Source organism: Actinoplanes sp. NPDC089786 (genome assembly GCF_040684855.1).
Classification (GTDB): Bacteria; Actinomycetota; Actinomycetes; order Mycobacteriales; family Micromonosporaceae; genus Actinoplanes.
In genome coordinates, this window is record NZ_JBFBGU010000020.1 from 96057 (window position 1) to 118450 (window position 22394).

Annotated in this window: 16 protein-coding genes; 5 read left to right on the plus strand and 11 right to left on the minus strand. The window is 71.7% G+C overall.

Annotated features, from left to right (window positions below):
- Positions 1-9 precede the first annotated feature (9 nt).
- From AB0O15_RS37325 to AB0O15_RS37335, 3 genes are read right to left on the minus strand one after another with little or no spacing between them, the layout of a single operon-like run.
- Positions 10-1413 carry a DUF4407 domain-containing protein gene (locus AB0O15_RS37325; protein WP_364329138.1) on the minus strand — a complete coding sequence of 468 codons (1404 nt, stop codon included), beginning with the start codon at positions 1411-1413 and terminating at the stop codon, positions 10-12.
- Positions 1410-2564: a hypothetical protein gene (locus tag AB0O15_RS37330; RefSeq protein ID WP_364329141.1), complete on the minus strand. Its 1155-nt coding sequence runs from the start codon at positions 2562-2564 to the stop codon at positions 1410-1412. The genes AB0O15_RS37325 and AB0O15_RS37330 overlap by 4 nt, the downstream gene beginning before the upstream one ends.
- Complete coding sequence (locus AB0O15_RS37335) at positions 2564-4969, minus strand: hypothetical protein (RefSeq protein ID WP_364329143.1); 2406 nt, start codon at positions 4967-4969, stop codon at positions 2564-2566. The genes AB0O15_RS37330 and AB0O15_RS37335 overlap by 1 nt, the downstream gene beginning before the upstream one ends.
- Before the next feature lie 47 nt (positions 4970-5016).
- Between AB0O15_RS37335 and AB0O15_RS37340 the strand changes: the two genes are divergently transcribed.
- A complete protein-coding gene (locus AB0O15_RS37340) occupies positions 5017-5934 on the plus strand; it encodes an NPCBM/NEW2 domain-containing protein (RefSeq protein ID WP_364329146.1) in 918 nt (305 codons plus the stop codon).
- A 157-nt stretch (positions 5935-6091) separates the two neighbouring features.
- Complete coding sequence (locus tag AB0O15_RS37345; RefSeq protein WP_364329149.1) at positions 6092-8128, plus strand: galactose oxidase-like domain-containing protein; 2037 nt, start codon at positions 6092-6094, stop codon at positions 8126-8128.
- Here AB0O15_RS37345 and AB0O15_RS37350 read toward each other — a convergent pair.
- On the minus strand, positions 8125-8985 hold the full coding sequence (locus AB0O15_RS37350; RefSeq protein ID WP_364329152.1) for a polysaccharide deacetylase family protein: 861 nt from the start codon (positions 8983-8985) through the stop codon (positions 8125-8127). The two genes, AB0O15_RS37345 and AB0O15_RS37350, sit on opposite strands and share 4 nt — an antisense overlap.
- 149 nt (positions 8986-9134) lie before the next feature.
- On the opposite strand from AB0O15_RS37350, the gene AB0O15_RS37355 reads away from it, so the two are divergent.
- Positions 9135-9710 (plus strand): dihydrofolate reductase family protein, encoded by a 576-nt coding sequence (locus AB0O15_RS37355; protein WP_364329155.1) that lies wholly within the window; start codon positions 9135-9137, stop codon positions 9708-9710.
- Between the two features lie 47 nt (positions 9711-9757).
- Here the strand turns inward: AB0O15_RS37355 and AB0O15_RS37360 are convergent, their stop codons facing one another.
- The 3 genes from AB0O15_RS37360 to AB0O15_RS37370 all read right to left on the minus strand — a co-directional run bounded on the left by AB0O15_RS37360 (position 9758) and on the right by AB0O15_RS37370 (position 12043).
- Positions 9758-10066 carry a lipopolysaccharide assembly protein LapA domain-containing protein gene (locus AB0O15_RS37360; protein WP_364329158.1) on the minus strand — a complete coding sequence of 103 codons (309 nt, stop codon included), beginning with the start codon at positions 10064-10066 and terminating at the stop codon, positions 9758-9760.
- 92 nt (positions 10067-10158) lie between these two features.
- Positions 10159-11304 carry an ANTAR domain-containing protein gene (locus AB0O15_RS37365; RefSeq protein ID WP_364329160.1) on the minus strand — a complete coding sequence of 382 codons (1146 nt, stop codon included), beginning with the start codon at positions 11302-11304 and terminating at the stop codon, positions 10159-10161.
- A 25-nt stretch (positions 11305-11329) separates the two neighbouring features.
- Complete coding sequence (locus AB0O15_RS37370) at positions 11330-12043, minus strand: GAF and ANTAR domain-containing protein (protein WP_364329163.1); 714 nt, start codon at positions 12041-12043, stop codon at positions 11330-11332.
- A gap of 218 nt (positions 12044-12261) precedes the next feature.
- Here AB0O15_RS37370 and AB0O15_RS37375 point away from each other — a divergent pair, with 218 nt between their 5' ends.
- The gene (locus AB0O15_RS37375; RefSeq protein WP_364329166.1) at positions 12262-12705 is read left to right on the plus strand and encodes a hypothetical protein; all 444 of its coding nucleotides are present in this window, start codon (positions 12262-12264) and stop codon (positions 12703-12705) included.
- 8 nt (positions 12706-12713) lie between these two features.
- Here AB0O15_RS37375 and AB0O15_RS37380 read toward each other — a convergent pair whose 3' ends face one another.
- Positions 12714-13433: a spermidine synthase gene (locus tag AB0O15_RS37380; RefSeq protein WP_364329169.1), complete on the minus strand. Its 720-nt coding sequence runs from the start codon at positions 13431-13433 to the stop codon at positions 12714-12716.
- 130 nt (positions 13434-13563) lie between these two features.
- Between AB0O15_RS37380 and AB0O15_RS37385 the strand changes: the two genes are divergently transcribed.
- On the plus strand, positions 13564-14322 hold the full coding sequence (locus tag AB0O15_RS37385) for a hypothetical protein (protein WP_364329172.1): 759 nt from the start codon (positions 13564-13566) through the stop codon (positions 14320-14322).
- A 56-nt stretch (positions 14323-14378) separates the two neighbouring features.
- Here AB0O15_RS37385 and ileS read toward each other — a convergent pair whose 3' ends face one another.
- The 3 genes from ileS to AB0O15_RS37400 form a co-directional block, all read right to left on the minus strand.
- The gene (gene ileS / locus AB0O15_RS37390) at positions 14379-17525 is read right to left on the minus strand and encodes an isoleucine--tRNA ligase (protein ID WP_364329175.1); all 3147 of its coding nucleotides are present in this window, start codon (positions 17523-17525) and stop codon (positions 14379-14381) included.
- A gap of 435 nt (positions 17526-17960) precedes the next feature.
- The gene (locus AB0O15_RS37395; protein ID WP_364329178.1) at positions 17961-22028 is read right to left on the minus strand and encodes a glycosyl hydrolase; all 4068 of its coding nucleotides are present in this window, start codon (positions 22026-22028) and stop codon (positions 17961-17963) included.
- A gap of 119 nt (positions 22029-22147) precedes the next feature.
- Positions 22148-22363: a helix-turn-helix domain-containing protein gene (locus AB0O15_RS37400; protein ID WP_364329181.1), complete on the minus strand. Its 216-nt coding sequence runs from the start codon at positions 22361-22363 to the stop codon at positions 22148-22150.
- Between the last annotated feature and the right edge of the window lie 31 nt (positions 22364-22394).

Here is a 22394-nt window from a genome sequence, read left to right on the forward strand (position 1 = left end):
CCCTCCTGGTCACGATCCCGCGGCGGGTGCCGCGGGGTGGGGCACCGCTCCCGGCGTCTGGCCGTTGAGCGGGAAGTTCTGGGTGGCCGCGGCGCTGCGGGTGTGCTGGCGGTACCAGCGGGCCAGTTCGTCCTCGGTGCGTTTCTCGGCCACCTGGCCCCAGACGTCGATCGAGCGCCGGGCGATCGCCTCGGACTTCTCGGCCAGCAGCTCGTGCGCGCGTTTGCCGGCCTCGGTCTGGAGTTCGAGGCGGTGCCGTTCGAGTTCCTCGCGGGCCTCGGCGGTCAGCGCGGCCAGCTGGTCGCGCTGCGCCCGGTAGGTGTCCTCCAGCGCCAGCGCGTGCGCCTCCCGCTTGGCGACCAGCAGGTCGTAGAGCGTCTGCTTGCGGCCGGAGAGCAGCTTGGCCAGCACCGGGAGCAGCTCGATGGCGGCGAACAGGGCGGCCAGGGCGAGGTGGGCCAGCCACATCGTGGGGTGTCCGTCGGAGAGCCGTTCGAGGGCTTCCAGGCGTACCAGAAGACCGGTGTTCTCCGCCTCGCCGCGGTCCAGGTCCTGCTGCGCCTGCTGCCGGTCGGCCTTGCGCTTCTCCAGGCGCGGCACCAGCGTCGTCAGCTCGGCGGCGGCGGCCTTCCGCGCGTTGGCCGCGCCACCACCGATCCGGGCGTCCGCGGCCGCGGTGATCCGGTCCCGCTCGGCGGTCGCCTTGCGCAGCTGGGTCTCGGCCCGGTCGGCCTCGGCCTTCGCCTCCCGGTAGGCCGGTCCCTTGCCCGCCTTGCCGGTGCAGATGCCGTCGGTGTCGCCGGTCAGCTCGCACTGCGCGTTGGCCGCCGCCTTGTCGTACACCGCCTGTGCCTTGTCCACCGCCGCCTGGGCCGCCTTGACGTCCGGGTCGGCGCTGACCCGGGGGCTGGACTGCCCGTTGGCCACCGGCTGGAGCTCGTCCACCTTGGCCTGGTCGGTCGCGATGTCGGCGAACCGGGCGTTCAGCTTCTCCTGGTTGGCCCGCAGGTTCTCGTTGTGGATGACCTGGAGCTCGTTGTTCAGCTCGGGCTCGAAGACGCGCAGCACCAGCGGCACCGAGATGACGGTGCCGATCAGCAGGGCCAGCCCGAGCCGGGGCAGCGCGGTCAGCAGGCCGCGCCAGAAGCCCTGCTGCTTGGACATGCTGATCACCAGCATCCGGTCGAGGCCGAGGATCAGCAGCCCCCAGAACACGCCCACCACCACGGCCGCGCCGATCGGCAGCTTGACCGCGGTCATCAGCGCGAACGTGGCCGAGAGCGAGGCCATCACGGCGGTGCCGACGAGCACCACGCCCATCGAGCTGTAGCGCGCGGCGTCGGCCGGCGACTCGCGCAGCACGGCCGGCTGGCCACCACCGAGCCATCCGAGCAACAGGCCGGGTGTGATCATGGCGTTCCCTTTCGCGGCAGGAAAAGGTCGGTCAGGTCGACCGGTTCCGGATCGCCGGGATCGAGGCCGGGCAGGGTGATCGGCGGCGTCGGCAGCGGGTGGTAGGTCGCCGGTGGCGTGGCCGGCGCGGTCACGCCGGTCAGCGGCGGCGGTTCGAAGTCGAGCGCCGGCACGTCGAGGGAGAGCACCGGGCTCAGGTCGGGCAGCACGAGCTCGACGACCGGCGGCGGGCCCAGCCGCGGCATGGGCACCGGCAGGTCGGCCCAGCCGGGCGGGTCGAAGACGAAGGCCGGCGGGCCGAGGGCCAGGCTCAGGTAGCGCCGCCACTCCCCCGCGGCCGGCCGGTCGTGCGGGTCCGGGGACAGCGCCCGGGTGAGCAGCGCCGTCCCGGCGTCGTCCAGCAGGCCCGGCACCGGGTCGCGGCGGGTCGAGGTCTGCGACCCCGGCGGCAGGACGCATCGGAGCACGAACAGGCCGAGCTTGTAGAGGTCGGTCGCCCGGTTGAGGGTCGTCCGGCCCAGCGGCTCCCAGTCCGGCGCGTTGAGCTGCAGGCCACCGGTGACCGCGCCGCGCGGCCGGACGGCGTCGCAGTCGACCAGCATCACGGTCGGGTCCGGGCCGAGCCGGAACAGCTCGTTCTTGGCGTTGATGTCCCCGAAGACCACGTCCATCGCCGGGCCGTGCAGGAAGTCCAGGGCGGCCGCGAAGTCCCGGCAGATCGTCAGGCGCTGCTCGCGGGTCACCTCGGGCATGCCGGTGCGGCGGCCGATCGCCGGGTCGACGAACAGGTGCTGCACCTCGCGGACGAGCTTCTTGGACGCGCCGGTGCCGGGCAGGGTCACCGGCTGGAAGTACGAGTCCGGGATGCGCGGCAGCACCACGCCCCGCAGGTCGGGCCCGTCGCAGACCAGGCGCACCGGCCAGGTGGCGATGGCGTCCAGCCGGGCCCGGTCGGCGCCGGTCAGCCCCTCACGCAGCTGCACCAGCCGGAGCATGTCGTGCGTCCGCGGCGCCCGGTCGTCCCGGTACTTCTTGTAGACCAGCGGCCCCGGGACGTCCGGGAGCCGCAGGCCGGGCAGGTCGTGGATGACCGCCTGGCCGCCGGCGCCCAGCCTGTCGCCGAGGTCGCTGTCGGCGACGTCCAGCTGCATCAGTGGCCGGTCCGGAGGCCGGTGGACAGCCCGGTCACCGCCGTGGTCAGCTCGCCGGTCCGGCGGGCCTGCTCGGCCAGCCGGGACAGGTCGGCGGTGAGCCGCGCGGCGCCACCGGTGAAGTGGTCCGGCCAGATCGTCCGCATGAACGGGCGGCACAGGTTCTCGTAGTCGCGCTCGTTGCGGTTGGTGCGGATCGCGGTGTTGAAGAACCGGTCGGCGGCCGCGGCGAGGGTACGGGTCATCAGCCGCGCCTCGTCCTTGAGCGCGGTCTCCAGCGCCGTGATGACCCGGTCCACCACCGCGCAGAGCTCGTCGTAGAGGCTCTCGATCGGCCCGTTCCCGGCCGGCGCGACCGGGACGACGCTGCCCTGGGACCGCACGCGGGAGCCGTCCGGGCGGATCACCCAGCCGCCGGGCTTGGCCTGTTGGACCGGCGGTGCGGCCTTTCGCGGCGGCGGCGTCCACGATGGAGGGTCGGCGGCGGGCGCCGGCCTCTGGTCCCAGTGGATGCCGCGGATGATCGGCTGGGTCACCCGCAGGACGACGCTGCCGTAGTCCTCCTTCAGGTCGCACAGCGACGTCAGGGCCCCGGCCAGGATGCGGGCCCGGCGCGATTCGGCCGTCGCGAGCAGTTCGGCCAGAGCATTCGGCCCCTGGGGTACGACCTCAGCGGTCAGCCGCGCCCGCAACGTCCCGGCGACCTCGTCCCACAGCCGCTGCACGGCCTCGTCCAGCGACGGGTCGATCCGCCCGAAGATTGTGGTGATCTCGGTCTTGGCCCGGTAGTACTCGTCCTGCTTGGTCTCCAGCTCGCCGTGCACGAACTGGCCGCGGACCTCCTCCAGCCACGCGGCGCGGTCGCCGTACCCGAGCCCGTCGCGCACCCACGCCCGGGCCTCGCCGACCGCCGTGCCGATCGCCTCGGTCAGCGAACCGTCGGCCGTGCCCGACGCGGTCTCGGCGTCGTACCGCTGCACCAGCCCGGCCAGGTCGACGGCCAGGTTGTTGCGGAGCTTCTCGGCCAGCGTGCGGAACTCGTCCTCCTGGTCCGGCAGCAGCATCTCCAGCTCACGGGCCCGCTTCAGCGCCGCCGTGGCGTACGCGGAGATCTCCCCGGCCACCTCGGCCGCGCCGCGCAGCGCCTCACCGACCACCGCCCGGTCCATCTCGGCCAGCCGCGCCGCCAGGTGCCGCAGCAGCGGGTTCAGCAGCCGGCCCAGCACCTCGCCACGGTCGGTCACGTCGGCGCCGAGCGCCTCGATGCCGCGCTCGTCCTGGGTCTCCCGCACGCTCTGGAAGGTCTTCTCGAAGAACTTCCCGGCGGTGTCGGTGACCCGGTCGTGGTTGACGACGACCTTGTAGTAGTCGACCAGCGGCACGCCACCGCGGGCCGAGTCGGCCAGGGTCCGGGTGTACGAGTCCTCGGCCAGGTAGGCGGCCGACGTCGGCACCGCCCGCTTGACCATCAGCAGCAGGTCGATCTCGTTCTTCACCTGGCGCAGGAACTGCCGGTCGATGTCCAGCCCGGCCTCGCCCGCGCCGGGCAGGTCGATCAGGCCGAGGCGGGTGGCCGCGCCGGCCAGGAACGGCTGCTCGATCCGGACGCTGCGGACCGCGTGGTACGGCTGCACGCCGACCGGGTCACCGTCGTCCTTGCGCGGGTAGGCGACGTACGGCCGGAGCTCCGCGAACCCCACCGAGATCGACCGCTCGCCACCCAGCAGCAGCCGTTCGTAGCTGGCCAGCGACCGGTGCGCGGCGTCCAGTTTCCGCAGGTAGTCGTCGGCTCCCGCGCCGGCGGCCTCGGCACTGCCGGCGGCCGGGTAGCGGTGGCGCCGGAACTCGTCCACGTCCCGTGGCGCCGGCCCGAGCTTCGCCAGCTCGTGCAGCGGGGCGAGGTATTCGTCGCGGAACGACTCCCAGGTGTGCAGCAGCAGGGTGGCGCGGGGCGCGCCCGAGGTGTGGTAGATGCTGCTGGCCGAGGCGGTGGTCGGCTGGAACTCGGTGGACGGGACCACGGTGTCGGGCAGGTTGGTGATCGTCCGCAGCAGGGTGCTCTTGCCGACCTTGGTGCTGCCGATGACGCCGATGTTGACCGTCTCCCGGCGTACCCGGGCCACCGCCGCGTCGACCTGACGCCCGACGTCCCCGGCCCGCTTCCGCAGGGCGCCCGGCCGCGCCCTCAGCTCGCCGAACCCCATGCGCACCTCGGCGTCGGCCCCTTCCTGCTGAGCCGTCCCGTCGGCGGCGGCCACCATCGCCGCGAGATCGTCGAGCCCCGCGACGGTCGCCGCCCACCCGTCGTGCAGCTGCTCGACGAAGGACCGCTGACTCCGCCGCCCGGCGAGCGCCTCGTTGATCCGGTCGTGAATCTCGGTCTCGATCACTGGTTCGTCGGCCACGCCCCTCTCTGACGGACAGCTCGCCCCTCGTCCGTCAGACCTTCAACGTGAACAAGAGTCAGAGAGCCGCGTTGTTCGTCTTCCTCAGCCTGTTGGTCACCCTCGTGGGTGGCGCGACCCTCTATTTCGGGTACGCCGGGAGCTTCGCCACCGCCGTCCCCCTCCTGGTCGGCTGCGTCCTGGCGGCCTTCCTGATGATCCTGGCCGCCGCCCGCACGACCAGCCGCTACCGCCGCAGCCGCATGCTCGCCGACCGCCACCAGGTCCCGCCCGGCAAACTCCTGCACGCGCTCGACCTGCGCCAGTGGCTGACCCTGCTGGTCGGCATCACGGTCGTGGCGATCACCTTGGGCGCCTTCACCGGCGTACGCGTGCTGGCCCTGAGCGCCACCACCACCCCCGTACCCGAGCCGTCCTTCTCCCTTTCCCCCTCGCCGTCCCCCTCCCCCACCCCGTCGGAGACCCCCACCGAGCCGGAACCGTCCTCCGAGCCCCCGTCCGACCTCCCGTCCGAGCCCACGGACCCGCCGGCCTCGGACATCCCCGTCCCCGAGGCGACGAAGTACCTGGACACTGAGGAGACGACGGAGGGCTACCGCGACCCGAAGCCGGTCACCTTCGCCGCCAAGCGCTTCGGCCGGGGCATCGTCTTCGGCTGCGACGACGTCACCAACAGCATCCTGCAGTGGAACGTGGCCGGCATGACCAGCTTCAGCACCACGGCCGGCATCGACGACGCCACCGGGAACAGCTTCGGCAAGACCGTCGAGTTCACCTTCTACGACCAGGACGGCCGCAAGCTGGCCAAGCCCGTCAACGTCTCGGTGGGTCACCCGAAAGAGGTCAAGCTCGCCCTCACCAACGTGGTGAGCCTCCGCATGACCTGCGCCACCCGGGACACCAAGACCAACGAGGAGCGCGAAACCACCGGCGCCCTCGGCGACCCGACCGTCGCCACCGAGTGACCGGGCGGTCCGGTGGCGATCGGTTCGGCGCAAGTCGTTGATCCGACAATTCGTCGGCCGATCAGCCATCGATTCCTGACTGGAAGGAGTTTGTCCGGGATATCGACGCGGGGATAGCGTCTGCCTACCGGCCGAAGTAGACAGGGCGGAATTGCTTATGCGTACGCGACGCCGCTTTGTTGCTTTCGGGCTGTTGTCCACATTAGTAGTTTTGGGCAGTCCGGCGCTCGCCAGTGGGCGGGCCCACGATCATGCTGCCCACCGTCATGAGCACTCGCATGCGGCCGAGGATCTGGCGGGGACGCCGATGCGGGTGATCGAGGAGCAGACGGCCGGGAACGCGGCGAAGATCCAGCGGGCGACGGGGCTGCGGCCGGGGGCGGCGCGGGGCAAGGCGGCCGTGGCGGCGGATCCGGGGGTGGCGGGGTCGTGGAGTCCGGTCGTCGACACGCCGGTGGTTCCGGTGTTCCAGGCGGTGCTGCCCAACGGCAAGGTGCTGATCTGGGATTCGGTCGGTGACAATGCGGCCGAGTCCTATCCGGATCACGATTTCACCCGCGCCATGGTGTGGGATCCGAGTGACGATACGTACCGGCGGGTTGATCTGCTGGGGTCGAACATCTTCTGTGCGGGATTCGCCCACCTGCCCGGCGGCAACATTCTGGTGGCCGGCGGGAATGCCGATGCGGAGCTCGACGGAACGGTTCGAACGTACATTTTCGATTGGCAGAATGAGACGTGGAGCCGTGGCCGTGACATGGCCGCGCCGCGGTGGTATCCGTCGGTGGCCGGAACGGCCAACGGTGAACAGGTCATTGTCGGCGGCGGGCCCGCCACGGCCGAGGTCTATCAGGCTGACGGCGCCATTCGGGCGCTTCCCGGGTTCACGAAATTCAGCGCGCGGCTCTATCCGTTCCTGGGGTCGCGGCCCGACACCCAGCTGTCGCTCTTCGGGCCCTACGCCGCCGCGTACACGATCAACACCTCGGGCGACGGGATCATCACGGCGACCGCGACCCGCGATGCCATCAGTCGTGACTACGGGAGCTTCTCGACGTACGACATCGGGAAGTCGATCGTGGTCGGCGGCGGGAAGCCACCGACGTCGAGCGCGGTCGTGGTGAACAACGCCGGGCTGCGGCCGGCCTTCGCGCCGACCGGGGCGATGTCGGCGCCCCGGCGTCAGCTCAACGCCACCCTGCTGGCCGACGGGTCGGTGCTGGCCACCGGCGGCATGAGCAGCGCGGCCCAGTCTCCGCTGGTCGACCTCGACAACGCGGTCACGGCGGCCGAGCGCTGGGATCCGGCCACCGGGCGGTGGACGGTGCTCGGCAGCGCGAGCCGCGTCCGCCAATATCACTCGACGGCCGCGCTGCTGCCGGACGGCCGGGTGATGACCGGCGGCGGCGGCGTCTGCATGGTCTGCATGCAGAAGGGCTACCTGGAGAAGAACATCGAGTACTTCTCCCCGCCGTACCTCTATCGGAAGGACGGCACCGGGCAGCCGGCCCCGCGGCCGGTCATCTCCACCGCGCCCGCCGGCGTCGGCGTCAACAGCGCCTTCACCCTGTCGACCCCGGAGGCGGCGACCATCCGGAAGGTGGCGCTGGTCGGCCTGGGCGATGTCACGCACGGCGTCGATCAGGGCCAGCGCTACGTACCGCTGGCCTTCACCACGTCGGGCACGACGCTGACGGTGACCGGACCACCCACCGGCGGGGTCGCTCCGCCGGGCTACTACATGCTGTTCATCGTGGACGCCGCCGGTGTCCCCTCGGTGGCCCGGATGGTCCAGGTCGCCGCGGGCCCGAAGCCGCTGATGAGCCCGGTCCGGAACAGCACCGGCCGATGCGTCGACGTCCCGGCGTCGAGCATCGCCATCCGCACCTATCTGCAGGCCTACACGTGCAACACCACCAAGGCCCAATCGCTGGTACGGCTACCCGACGACAAGTCCCTGCGGGTGATGGGCAACTGCCTGGACGTGCCGTCGAGCGCCTTCACCTCGGGCCGGGTGATCTGGACCTACACCTGCAACCGATCGCCGGCCCAGGCCTGGAACCTCAACGCCGACGGCACCATCCGGCCGGCCGCGAAACCGGCCCTCTGCCTGGGCGCCGCGACGACCGCCAACAAGGCCGTGGTGCTGATCAGAACCTGCGACGGCAGCGCGCTCCAGAAATGGACCTATTAGCCGGCGCCGGGAATGTAGTCCTCGAGCCGGGCGGGAGTGAGCCCGGCGTCCTTGATGGCCTTCAGCACGGCCAGGAAATCGTCGACGAAGGCCGGCCGGAAGTGCATGAGAATGATGTCGCCCGGCTGCACGACGTGCCTCTCCTGGTAGTAGACCTTGCCCTTGTTGGTGGCCTCCTTCCAGTGGAACGCCGCCTTCATGCCGCAGTCGTGCACGACGCGCAGGGTGGTGGCGTCCTTCGCCCCGAACGGCGGCCGGAACAGTTGCGGGCGGCGGCCGTACCACTGGCCGAGCCGGTCGGCCGAACCGCAGATCTCGCGCTTCTGGAAGTCGTACGAGCGGCCGGTGAGCTGCTTGTGGGTGATGGTGTGGGCCTCCACGGTGGCGCCGGCCTCGATCAGCGGCTTGAAGTACTCCACGTCGGATTTGATCGCGTCGACCTGGAGGAACAGGCTGACCGGCACGTGCGCGGCCGTCAGCAGCGCGTACGCCTTGGGGTCTTTGTCCCAGCCGTCGTCCATCGTGATGAAGGCGACCTTCTGGCTGGTCGGAATCCGGTTCAGCCAGGCGGCGGACTCGCCCTTGGGCAGCACGATCGGCGTGGCCGGTGGGGGCGCGCCGAATTGCGGCACCCGCGCCAGCTCGGCCGGCGTCAGCGCGACCGCCCCGGGCGGCAGCCCCACCGGCGGCGCGTTGCTGGGCGACGACGAACCGGGCGCTGACGGGGCGGAAGCCGACGGCGCGGGGTCGACGATGACGGCGTGCGAGCTCACCGGAGGCGCGCTGTCACAGCCGGCCACCAGCGCCGCCACCACCACAACAGCCCACGAAGCCCGGCGAACTCCATCGAAGATCACATGGAGGCAGGATGCCGCATGCTCGCAACCACGCACCGCGAAGGCCCGCGTACTCCTCGAAAGAAGTACTGCCCCATGTGTCGAAACGAGGGCGCGGCGTTCGTGGAGTGGGTGAGAGCCAGCCACCCGACAACACCGAGGAGCACGACATGACCGCGACGTACACCTTCGACGTCTTCTCCAGCCTCGACGGCTTCGGCGCCGCACGTGGCGACTGGACCGGCTACTGGGGCAAGCAGGGCCCCGAGCTGCTGGACCACCGCCTCGCCCAGTACAGCACCGAGCTGCGCATGGTCTTCGGGGCCACGACCTACCGCGAGTTCACCCGCATGCTGGCCGGGAGCAGCGAGGATTCCGAGGTACGCGACCCGTGGGTCACCCGGATGGTGAACACCCCGGCCACGGTGGTCTCGACAACCCTGGTGGAGCCCCTCGACTGGCCGGACGCCACCGTCGCGCACGGCGACGCGGTCGACGTGGTCGCCCGGCTCAAGGAGCAGTCCGACGTGCCGCTGCGCTCGCACGGCAGCCTGTCGATGAACCGGGCGCTGCTGGCCGCCGGCCTGGTCGACCGCGTCCAGGTGACGCTGTTCCCGGTCATCACCGGCAGCACCGGCCTGGCCCCGATCTTCCGGGGCGCGGCCGACTTCGACCTCGAGCTGCTCGATCAGCGCACCCTGGACGGTCGCATCCAGGAGCTCATCTACCGGCCCACCCGGCACTGAGACGGCCGGCGGACCGGCCTCAGCGGACCGGCCTCAGCGGACCGGCCTCAGCGGAGCTGGCGGCGGGACTGCCGGCGGAGCTGGGTGATGCGCGCGGCACCGACGATCATGGTGGCGATGGCCGTGCCGACGCTGGCCACGAGCAGGGCCAGCGCCAGGGGCAGGCTGCCGTGCATCCAGAGGAAGGTGACCTCGACGGTGCCGGTGTTCTGCAGCATGAAGACGATGAGCACCACCAGCACCACCGCGGCGAGGCAGATGCCGAACCAGGCGGCGCCGGTGCGGGTGTGCCGCTTCGGGGTGGCGGTGGTCGTTTCCGGTGATGTTTCGGCGGGCCGGTCAAGGTCGTTCGACATGGCGTCCCCCTCCGGGGGGATCGGCCGGCGTCGCGGCACCCTCAGCCGGGGTGCCATCGGTACCGGGACCAGCTAACAGTACGCCGGTTCGGTCAGCGGCCGCCCGGACCGGAGTGGGGCGTGTCGAGCGGGTGGCTCAGCAGCAGCCGCGTCCCGGCGCCGCCGGTGTCGAGCGTGCGCACGGTGCTGGTCTGGCTGATCAGCCAGCGGCCGAGGCCGCCGGGGGCGCTGATCCGTGGCTCGGTCGGAGTGATCAGGTTCCGGTCGGCGAAGCCGGGACCGTTGTCGCTGATCTCGGCGTAGATGGCGCCGTCCAGCCGCCAGAGCAGGACTTGTCCGGTGCCGCCGCCGTGCCGGACGGCGTTGGAGGCGGCCTCGTGGACGGCGAGCACAAAATGGTCGACCTGTGCTTCCCGCAGGCCGTGCCGGGCCGTGGCGGCGGCGACCGCGTCCCGCAGCCGGGTCAGGGTGTTCATGTCGAAGCGGCGGATCAGCAGCACCCGCGGCAGTCCGGCGCGTTCGGCCGGGTCGGGACCGTGGTCGCCGGCGGCGACCATGGCCGCGACGTCGCCGAGCCGCCGGCCGAGCAGGGCGGCGTAGCGGCGGAGCTCGTCGAACGCGGCGGCCATGTCCAGGCCGAGGAGCTCGGCCAGCAGTCCCTTGGCCTGTTCGATCACCACCCGGCTGTTCATCGCGTGTTGCAACTGCTCGGCCAGCACCTGCCGGTACTCGACGGCGCGGTGCTGGAGCAGACCCATGGTGGTCACGTTGGCGATGGCCCGGGCCGCGCCGGACGCGTCGTCGCCGAGAGGGCCGGGCGTGGCCGAGAACAGGTTGAGCACGCCGATGACCTCGTCGCGGAGCCGCACCGGGACGGCGTGCACGGCCCGGAAGCCGGATCGCCGCGCGCGGCCGGCGAACTCCCGCCACTTCGGGTCGGGGTGGTCGAGGTCGAGGTCGGCGACCGGCGCCCTGGTGGTGTAGCAGTCCACGCACGGCCCCTGATCGGACTCGACCTCGAACAGCTCGAGCAGGTGGGCCTGCTCCGAGGACGAGGCCATCACCCGGAGGGCGCCGCGCTGGTCGGCGACCATGATGCCGGCGGCCTCGACGCCCAGCAGCTCCACGCAGCGCCGCGTCAGCAGGTGCAGGAATTCCACGATGTCGAAGTCCGCGACCAGAGTGTCGGTCAGCTCGACGAACGCGTCGGCCAGAGTCTGTTCCCGTGGCGTGCTCATGGCCGCCTCCTGATCACCGTCGTCGTCACTGGTTGGTCTCGTCCCCGTCGCCGTCGTCGAACCGCAGCCGGCGAGCCACCACCTCGGTGGCGACGTCGTCGAGGCCGAGGTCGCTCGCATAGGCGTGTGCCCGCAGCCGCAGGAAGGCGTCCGTGATCGGGATGCTCAGCTGGGCGCTGACCATGCCGGTGGCCTGGTGCACCACCGCCCGGTGGGTGAACAGCTGGGCGCTGCCCGGCAATTGCCCGCCCGGAAGGTGCTCGGCCAGCAGAAGTTCGGTGGCCGCGTCGGCGTAGGCCAGCGCCTCGGCCAGTTCGTCGCCGTCCAGGGCGCCCGGTCCGGCCCGGTACAGGTCGATCACCCCGAGACGCGCCGCGCCCACCTGCAGGGGCAGCGCGAAGACGGCAAGCGCGCCGGCGCCGATCGCCGCGGGCGTGAACGCCGGCCACCGGCGCAGCCAGAACGCGTCGTTCAGGTCGGTGGCCAGGACCGGGCTGCCGGCGGCGTACGCGTCCATGCACGGCCCCTCACCCAGCACCACCTGGAGCTCCTCGACCCGCGAGCTGACCCGGTCGCTGGCGTACCGCACCTGCTGGGCCGGCAACGACGTCATCACCGCCAGCCCCGCACCGCCGACCCCGGGCAGCCCGGCCACGCAGGCATCACACAACTGGCCGACATCAGGACCGTGCGCGGCCACCAGCCGGGTCACCCGGGCCCGGTGCTCAACGCTGGACATGATGACCACAACAGTCATCGTTAGCCGATCCGCCGCGACGTTGCGAGTAGGTGCCCTGCATGACGGCGGCCTCCGGCCCTGCCGGGGCGGGCCGTCACGGGCTCGGACCGGGCATCACCAGCGCCAGCATCCCGCCGCGACAGCGGCCGATGAAGCGGCAGCTCACCTCACCCTACGCCCACCGCTCAGCACGCTGTGTCGCACGCTACCTTGCTCGGATGAGTCTTCTCGACGACGTGGCGAAGCGTGACGGCTGGCGATGCTGGGTGTGCGACGAGCCGGTCGACGCCGGCATGTCCGTCAACGACCCGCGTGGCCCCAGCGTCGACAGCCGTACCGCCGACAAGAAGGCCAAGGTCGCCGAGCGCCTCGCCCACCGCGCCTGCAACACCCGTAAGGGCGCGGTCAAGGTGGTCATCGCCTGGCCGGACCGCCTGCACGTGGTCGAGCCGGCGCCGCTGATCGCCGTGGCCGAGCGCCTCGAACGCAAGGGCGGCCGCGAGCTGGTCGCCCGCTGCCCCGGCCGCAAGGACGCCCAGGAGGCGGCGGACTGGCTGGTCGACCGGTTCTCCCGGCTGGCGCCCGGACTGCCGGTGACCGCGAGCGTCGAGCCGGGCGGCGGGCAGTTCCTGGTCGCCCTGTCCACCGGCCGCCGCCGCTGACCGGCCGGTCAGCCGGCGCTGGTGGCGACGTACACGGTGTTGGCCGAGCTACCCCCGGTCAGCGGATTGGCGAACGACACCACATGGGCCGTCGCCGTCGCGAAACACTGCCGCAGGACGGTCAGGAAGGCCTCGTCGGGCGCGTCGTCGGACCACAGCCCGAACGCGCCGCCCGGGCGGAGGCGGCGGCCGAGCCGGCTCAGTCCGGCCGGCGTGTACAGGTCGGCGTGGGCGGGGTCCAGGACGTTGACCGGTGAGTGGTCGATGTCGACCAGGATGGCGTCGAAGCGGCGGTCGGGATCGGCCGGGTCGAAACCCGATCCGTCGCGCAGCAGCGCGAAGAAATCACCCTCCAGGAGGACAGCGCGGGGGTCGGCGGTGAGCGAGCGGGCCTGCGGGAGCAGCTCGCGGCGATGCCAGTCGATCACCGGCGCCAGGGCCTCGACCACCGTCAAGGACCGGATCCGGTCGTCGGCCAGGGCGGCGCGCGCGGTGTAGCCGAGGCCGAGGCCGCCGACCACGGCGTCCACCGGAGCATCCGGCAGCACGGCCAGGGTGAGCCGGGCCAGTTCCTCCTCGGCCACCGTGAACAGGCTGGACATCAGGTATTCGTCGCCGAGCTTGACCTCGTACACCTCGGTCTTGGTGACGGGTTCGAGGCGCCGGCGCAGGCTGATCTCGCCGATGTGAGTGGGAGCCCAGGCCAGCTCGGCGATCCGCGGGTGCACAGGAGTGTCCTTCCGGCGCGCTGCTCGGAACGCGACTCCGCCGACCCTAGTCCCGCGACGGCAGGGGGACCCGGACCGGGTCTCCCCGGGCGGTCCGGAGTTTCATTATCATCGATGCGTTGCCCGGCTGATGAGAGGTAAGGACGTCGGATCGCTGACCAACGACAACCCGATCGACCGTACGTCCACGCCTGAGCGGGCCACCATCGCCCAGGTCGGACTCGACGGCACCGGCAACCGGACCATCGCCACCGGCGTACGCAACGGCTCGGGTTTGTCCTTCGCCCCCGACGGCACGCTCTTCACCGCGGTCAACCAGGCCGACAACCAGCCCTACCCGTTCCGCGACGAGACCGGCCAGTACGGCCGGCGGGTCCCGTCCTACATCAACGAGAACCCGGTCGACCAGGTCGCGAGGGTCACGCCCGGCACGGAACTGGGCTGGCCCTACTGCGTGCCCGACACCACCGGGAACACGACCCTCACCGATATCGGCTACGTGAACCAGCCGGCGAACAACCCCGACGGCGCGGCGCTCGACTGCTCCACCGTCGACCGCACCGCGCTCGGCCTGCCCGCGCACAGCGCACCTCTCGGCTTCGCCTTCACCCAAGGCTCCGCCCTGCCGAGGTCGCTGGCCCGCGGCGCGCTGATCACCGCACACGGATCGTGGAACCGCCAGCCCCCGCGCGAGCCGTACGTCGTCTACAGCCCCTGGGACAACCGGAACCGCACCCTCACGCCGTCGCAGCCGCTGGTCACCGGTTTCCAGAACCCGGACGGCAGCCGGTGGGGCCGCAGCGTGGACGCGATCCCCGGCCCGGACGGCGCGATCTACCTGAGCGACGACGCGGCCGGCCTGGTCCACCGCCTGACCCCGGCCGGCTGACCGCACGCCCTTCGGCGGCCCGCCGGCTCTTGTACGCCGGCAGGCCGCCGCCCGGGTCAGACCTTCTCGACGTCGACGCGGACCTCTTCGCCGTCGCCGACCAGCGCCGTGTACGCCCCGGACGCCTCGGTGCTCAGCGTCAGCGTGTCGGCCAGCGTCTCGCCCTTGACGAAGTCCTCGTGCGACCGCACGGCCGCCAGCACCGCGTCGCCGCCGGTGACCGACACGGCGATGCGGTCGGAGACGTCGAACCCGGCCTCGCGGCGGGCCTGCTGGATGCCCCGGACCACGTCCCGGGCCACGCCCTCGGCCTCCAGCTCGGGGGTGAGCTGGGTGTCCAGGGCGATCGTGACACCGCGCTGGGACTTCACGATCCAGCCGGTTCGTGGCACCTCGGTGACCAGCACGTCGTCGAGGCCGACCGGGACCGGCTCGCCATCGACCGTGACCGTGGCGCTGCCCTCGCCGCGCAGCCGTTCGACCAGCGATCCGGGCTCCTCGGCGGCGATCGCCTTGGCGATGACCTGGGTCTGCTTGCCGAAGCGCTTGCCCAGCTCGCGGAAGTTGGGCTTGATGGTCACGTCGATCACCGTGGCGCTGGATTCCAGCAGGGCCAGCTCCTTGACGTTCAGCTCGTCGGCCACGTCGTCCAGCAGCGCGGCCGGCACCTCGGTCCCGGCCGGCAACCCGACGAGGGCGTGGGCCAGCGGCTGCCGGATCCGGATGCTGCTCGCCTTCCGCGCCGCGCGGCCGGCCTCGGCCAGGGCCCGGGCCGCCTTGACCTGCGCCGTCAGCGTGGCGTCGAGCAGGTCGACGTGCTGAGTGGGCCAGCCGGCCAGGTGGACCGACTCGGCCGCGTCCGCGTCGGCGGGGCGGACGACCCGCTGCCACACCTCCTCGGTGATGAACGGCACGATCGGGGCCAGCAGCCGGGTGAGGACCTCCAGCGTCTCGTACAGGGTGACGAGCGCGTCGTGGTCGCCGCTCCAGAACCGCTGCCGGTTCCGGCGCACGTACCAGTTGGACAGGTCGTCGACGAACTCGGCCAGCAACCGGCCGGCGCCGGCCGTGTCGTAGCTCTCGAGCCGCTCGTCGACGGCGCCGACCAGGGCATTGACCTCGGCCAGCATCCACCGGTCGAGCAGCGGGCGCTCCGCCGCCGGTGCGGCCGAGCCCGGGTTCCACGCGGTGTGGCTGGCGTAGAGGGAGAAGAACGACACGGTGTTCCAGTAGGTCATCAGGACCTTCCGGACGATCTCCTCCAGCGGCCCGTCACCGACCCGCCGCTGCGACCACGGCGAGCCCGAGCACGCCATGAACCAGCGCAGAGCGTCGGCGCCGTGCGCGTCCATCAGCGGGATGGGCAGCAGGATGTTGCCCAGGTGCTTGCTCATCTTGCGGCCGTCCTCGGCCATGATGTGGCCGAGGCAGACCACGTTCTCGTACGAGGACTTGTCGAACACGAGGGTCCCGACCGCCATCAGCGTGTAGAACCAGCCGCGGGTCTGGTCGATCGCCTCGCAGATGTACTGGGCCGGGTAGGTGGCCTCGAACTTCTCCTTGCTGCCGGGCACGTGCGGGTAGCCCAGCGCGGCGAACGGCATCGAGCCGGAGTCGTACCAGGCGTCGATCACCTCGGGCACCCGCGTGGCGGTCTGCCCGCAGTCGGGGCAGTCGAAGGTGATCGCGTCGATGAAGGGGCGGTGCGGGTCGAGGTCGGACAGGTCCTGGCCGGCCAGCCCGCCCAGCTCGGCCCGCGAGCTGATCGCGGTCACGTGGGCGTTCTCGCACCGCCACAGCGGCAGCGGGGTGCCCCAGTACCGTGAGCGCGACACGGCCCAGTCGATGTTGTTGTTCAGCCAGTCGCCGTACCGGCCGTGCTTGATGTGCTCGGGGAACCAGTTGGTCGCCTCGTTCTCGCGGGCGAGCGCGTCGCGGACCTTGGTCGTCCGGATGTACCAGGACGGCTGCGCGTAGTACATCAGCGGCGTGTGGCAGCGCCAGCAGTGCGGGTACGAGTGTTCGAACCGCTGGGACCGGAACAGCAGCGCACGGTCTTTCAGGTCCTTGATCAGGACCTGGTCGGCGTCCTTGAAGAACATGCCACCGACCAGCGGCACCTCGTCGTGGAAGTGACCGTTGGGCCCGACCGGGTTGACCACCGGCAGCCGGTTGGCGCGGCTGACGGCGAGGTCGTCGGCGCCGAACGCGGGCGCCTGGTGGACCAGCCCGGTGCCGTCGGTGACCGTGACGTAGTCGGCCAGCACGACGATGTGCGAGTCGGGGATCTCCACCAGATCGAAAGGCCGCCGGTACGCGAGGCCGGCCAGGTCGGCGCCCGGCACCGTCGCCAGCACCTCGGCCTCGCCGCCGAGCACCGCGCCGACGAGCGGCTCGGCCACCACGAAGGTGCCTTTCTCGGAGCGTGCCACCGCGTACGTGACCTCGGGGTTGACCGCCACCGCGGTGTTCGCGACCAGCGTCCACGGCGTGGTGGTCCAGATCAGCAGGTCGACATCGTCGTGGCCGCGCAGGGGGGCGGCCAACGGGAACCGGACGTACACCGAAGGGTCGGTGACCGTCTCGTAGCCCTGTGCCACCTCGTGATCGGAGAGCGTGGTCTCGTCGCGCGGGCAGTAGGGAGCGACCCGGAAGTCCTCGGTCAGGTGACCATCGGCGTGGATCTTGGCCAGCGACCACCACACCGAGTCGACGTACTCCGGCGACATCGTCTCGTACGGGTGCGACAGGTCGATCCAGTAGCCCATCCGCTCGGTGAGCGCCTCGAACTCACCGACGTGCCGCATGACCGACTCGCGGCAGCGGGCGTTGAACTCGGCGACGCCGATCTTCTCGATGTCCTGCTTGCCGCTGATCCCGAGCTCTTTCTCCACGGCCAGCTCGACCGGGAGCCCGTGGCAGTCCCAGCCCGCCTGGCGCGGCACCGAGTAGCCCTTCATGGTCTTGAAGCGGGGGAACACATCCTTGAAGACGCGCGCCTCGACGTGGTGGGTGCCCGGTGTGCCGTTCGCGGTCGGTGGTCCCTCGTAGAACACCCAGCTCGGCCCGTCGGCGGTCCGCGCCAGGCTGCGGGTGAACACGTCGTTGGACTTCCACCAGTCGATGATCCGGTGGTCCATCTCGGCGAAGTCGAGCTTCGGCGGCAACGCCACGAACGGCGAGTCACCGGCGGACTGCGTCATTTCTCTGTTACTCCCTTGGCTCCGTCACGCTCGCACGGGTGGCTTCATGGTTGCCACCCACGCGGGGACGAAGCACAAGGCCCCGGTAGGAGCCACACTCCGCGGTACCACCCCGCTTGCGCCCTGACTGCTGGCGCCGCTCATTGTGTTGCTGTTCCGGTTCTAGTGGGGCCACGCGGCGCACGCGAGGCCTGTTCTTCCGGAGACTCCCCGGTGATGGCCGGATCACTGCCGTGTACGCCCATCCTAGCGCCTTCCCCCGAGGCTCAGCGCATGAAGGCACCCTGGGCGGCGGCGCCCAGGCCGGCCCGGCGGCGGCGGTGGTCGGCTTCGCCTCGATCTCGTCCTCGACACCGTGGGCTCACCCCACGCCGAGCGGCTGGCCCGCAACGACGTCCGCTACCGCTTCGTCCTCGACATGACCACCGGCATGGGCTAGGGCAGGGCAGGGCCTCGGTCAGGCAGGGCCCAGACGTCGGCCAGGGACGGGTCGGCGAAGTCGGGATCGGAACGGCTCTGCAGGCGGACCCGGACCGTGCCGGCGGTGACGAACCGGTCCGGCACGTGCAGCCGGTACGCGGCGGTGCCGGCCTGCCGGATGGGCCGCACGTTGAGCCGGGTCGCGACCAGCCGGCCGTCGACGAAGATCCGATAGCTCTTCTGCTGCGGGTTGCCGTCGTAGGTCTCCAGGCCCTGGAGCACGAAGCCCTTCCCGGCCGTGACGGCGAGGTCGAACTCGTACCAGGCGTCGGGCACCCGGTATCCGCCGTAGCGGCGGGTCAGCCCGGCCTCGACATTCGTGCCGCTGGTCGGCGACGCGGTCAGCCGGTGGGCGTTCTCGGACGCGGGGTCGCCGAGATCGACGTGGTCCGTCGCCCCGGCCGGCGGCGTCGGGAACGACCAGTCCAGGGTGGTGGTCGCGCCGTCCACGGGTTGGCCGGCCACGACGAACGCCGCGCTCACCGGCACCGGCCCGTCGGGTTCGAAGCCGCCGGGAAAGAGCCGTGCCACACCGGTTGCCGAGCCGCCGGGCGGCACCGTGACGCGGCCGGCGCTCCTGGCCGTCCAGCCCTCGGGGCCGGCCGCGGTCACCACGCCGGTGACCGGCCGGGCGCCGTGGTTGACCACGGTCAGCCGGACGTTCGCGCGGTCGCCGGCCATCTTCGCGGTGACGTTCCGGGCCGAGATGGTGGCCGGGCGCAGGGTCACCGGCACCGTCACCGAGGGCATCAGGGTCACCGGGCCGTACAGACCCGAGTCGTACGCCTGCTGGTTCTTCTCGTTGCCCTGGGTGTTGGTGACCCGGACCGCGATCGTGTTGGCGCCCTCGTGGAGCAGGTTACCGACGTCGAGCCGGTACGGCGCCCAGATCCGGTCGGCCACGTGGACGCCGTTGACGGTGACCTCGGCGACGTCGGCGACGCGGCCCAGGTCGAGGGTCCAGCCGGTGCCGGGCGGCCGTCCGGCGCCGAGGGTGACCCGGGTCGTGTAGGTGGCGCTGCCGGAGTAGTGCGGGGCCACGTCGGTCCAGCCCTGGAGCGGCCGGGTGACCGGCGCGGTCCCGTTCCCCAGGGCCATCGTCCAGTCGCCGTCGACCGGGACGACGTCCGGTACGACCACGGGCGCGCTCGTCCCCATCAGCGGCCGGTGGGCGCGGTCCTCGCCCCGGATCAGGGTGACGCCGGAGCGTTCGGTGCGGACCTGGGCGGTGAGGACGCCGCCGGCCACGCTGGTCGAGGTCACCCGGGCCGGTCCGACGACCTTGGTCACGTGCGGTCCCGGCGTGCCGCTCAGCGTGACGCCGAGCGGCGCCCGCGGGTCGAGCGTCATCGGCACCACGGTGCTGTTGCCGGTCGTGCGGTACGTGGTCGCCTCGGTGACGGCACCGGTCTCGGGGTCCCAGACGGCCGGCACGCCCTTGGCCGGGAAGGTGACGTCGACCGTGACGGGGGCGCCGCCCTCGTTGAGCAGCAGGTAGCCGTCGGTGCCCGCCTCGGCGAACCGCAGCGCACGGATACCGGTGTTCGGCGTCGACAGCGTGACGGCGGCCTGGCCGAGACCCGACGCGGCCGAGCCGGCCTGGGCGGGCCCGGCGACCGTGACAACCCGGTTGCCGCCGAGCTTGCGGATCTGCGCCATCAGCGCGCCCAGCTCGGCGTCGCGCCCGTCGACCTCCATCGCCGGCGCGGGTCCGGCGAAGACCACCTCACCACCCGAGGCGACGAACTTCCGCAGCGTCCTGGCCGCCTCGAGCGACAGGTACGCCGCCTTCGGCACGACGACGGTCGTGTACTTCATCCGTCCGACGCGGAGGGTGCCGCCGGCCACCGACGCCGGGGTCAGCACCTGCGGGTCGCCGGTGAGGGCGCCCTCGTCGAGCTGGTCGAAGTCGACCTGGGAGTCCTCGAGCGAGTTCATCGTGGCGATCCAGTCCTGGTCGGGCCCGAACCCGGCCGCGGAGCGCTGCGTCGCCTCGTTGGAGCGCTGCGTCTGCAGCAGCGCGGTCGGTGCGGCGGTGCGGTGCCGGCCGAACTCCATCAGCCGGCCGGTCCAGGTGTTCACCTGGCCCATCCACGGCCACCAGGTGTTCTCCCTCATGAAGACCGGCGGGTACGGGATGCCGTCGATCCCGTCGTACGTCGTGTGGTAGAGCGCCTTGTTGATCCCCCGCAGCGCCGAGATGGCGGCGCCCTCGCGCAGGTCGTCGAGCGACCTCTCCCAGCCGGTCGCGCCCATCAGCTCGTCGTACACCAGGGGCTTGCCCATCTGGTGGGCGACGCTGGCCGCGGTGCGCGGCAGGAAGCGGGCCGCGCCGTTCCCGACGTCGTTGAAGATCAGATCGGTGCCCGGGATCTGCGACCACTGATGCGCCGTCAGGAGGTTGCCCGAGTGCCGCAGCTCCTCGAGCGGACCGTGCTCGTCCCACAGCGGGTTGGAGATGATGGCGATGCCGTGGGCCTTGGTCCACTCGTACTTCGGCTTCCAGTAGGTGTCGACCCACTGGTCGGACGCCGCCCGGTAGAAGCGGCCCTTGGCCGAGGCCCCCGCTCGTCCCATGTCGTTGAAGACCGACACCATCGCGCGGGCGACGGTGGTTCCGCCGTCCTCGACCCGGTCGGCCAGCGACGGCGTCCACGGCACGGCGCTCTCGGTCGGCCGGTCACTCAGCGACGGCTCGTCGTCGGCGAAGCCCAGCAGCACCGTGCCGAAGGCCCAGCCGAACCGCTCGTGGTACTCGTCCATGATGATCTTGTCGTAGAGCGCCATCGCCTCGGCGTCGAGCGTGTCGGCGTAGTTGTCGCCGCGGAAGCGGTAGGTGAACGCCTCGACGCGCCAGTCGCCGGCGGGGGCGTCCCAGGTGCCGTCGCCGCCGAGGTGGCCGGTGAGGTCGACGACCCGGTCGAGGTCGGTCGAGCCGGTGCCGGTCGCGGGGCGGGCGGTGACGGCGATGACGTTCTCGAGCGGCCGGACGGCGACGTCGAAGTCGCCGACCGACGCCGGGTCGGTGAAGTCGTTGCGGTAGAGCGGGGATCCGCCGGGGACCCGGGTCACCGCCAGGTCGTCGAGGCGCCACTTCTGCGGTCCGTCGACGCGCATGCCGACCCCGCCGGTCGCGAACGCCGGGTCGGTGACCGGGGCGACCTCCATCCCGTCGAGGGTCGCGGAGAGCTGGTTGCCGACGGCCCGGATGCTGATCGTGTGCCGGCCGTCGGGGTTCCAGCCGGCGGGTGTGGCCGAGCCCAGCCTCAGCTGCGAGAAGCTGCCGTCGACCTGCTTCCAGAAGTCGACGATGCCGGCCTTGCGGACGTCGACGAGATAGCCGTTGCGCCGATCAGGTGACCGCACCATGAACCCGGCCGTGCCCGATTCGATGGTGAAGTTCGCCTCGACGGTGTAGTCGGACCAGGTGGCGCCGTCCCGCAGCAGCGTGATGCCCGGGTAGACGGCGGCGTCGGCGACGAGTTCGCCGCCCACGTGCTGGATGCTCCCCCCGAACAGACCGGCGAGGCCGACCCGGCGGCCGCCGGGCACGACGACGTCGCCGGCCCGGACGGCGGTCTTGACGCCGAGGTCCGGTCGCGGCGGGTAGGTCTTGCCGCCGACGGTGCCGCCGTTGACGATCAGTCCGCCGGCCGCGCCGCTCGGGAACTGCGAGTCGTTGTCGAGCCAGACCTTCATGCCGAGGTCCCGGGACTTCTCCAGGACGTGTTCGACCCGCGCGAACCAGGCCGGGCTGAAGAACGGCTCGGCGTCCATCCGGAAGATGACGGTCTCGGTGAACCCGGCGTCGTGCATGTCCTGGAGCGTCCGGTCGACCTGCGCCTCGGTCTGCACCCGGTTCCAGAACCAGAGCACCGCGGGCTTCTGGACGGTCGGCGTGGCGAAGGCGCCCACGTCGAACCCCGGGATGTCGATGTCCGGCTGAGCGGCCAGCCGGGCCGCCGCGTCAACCGCCGGGGTCGCGGTCGCCGCGCCGACGGCCGGGGTCGCGGTCGCCGGCACGGTGGCTCCAGTGACGGCGAGGAGGAGAGCGACGACGAATGTGGTACCGCGGCGCAAGCGCATGGGCCGAATCCGATCAGGACGGGTAACTCGGGGCTGTAACGTTTCATCGCTAGCGGTCAGAGGAGACCGCGTTTGGCGGCCCAGGCGACCGCCGTGATCACTGCCGGGACCTCCAGGGCGTCGCAGATCGCCCGGGTCCGCCGGCGGAGCGTCCGTTCCGACATCCCCAACCGGCGGGCCACCGTGCCGACCGGCAGGCCCTGCGCCAGCAGGGCCAGGACGGCCACGTCGTCGTCGTCGAGGAGGCGGGGACGTTCGGCCGTGGTCGACATCCTGCCCCCTCACGAACCGCCCCGGGATCGA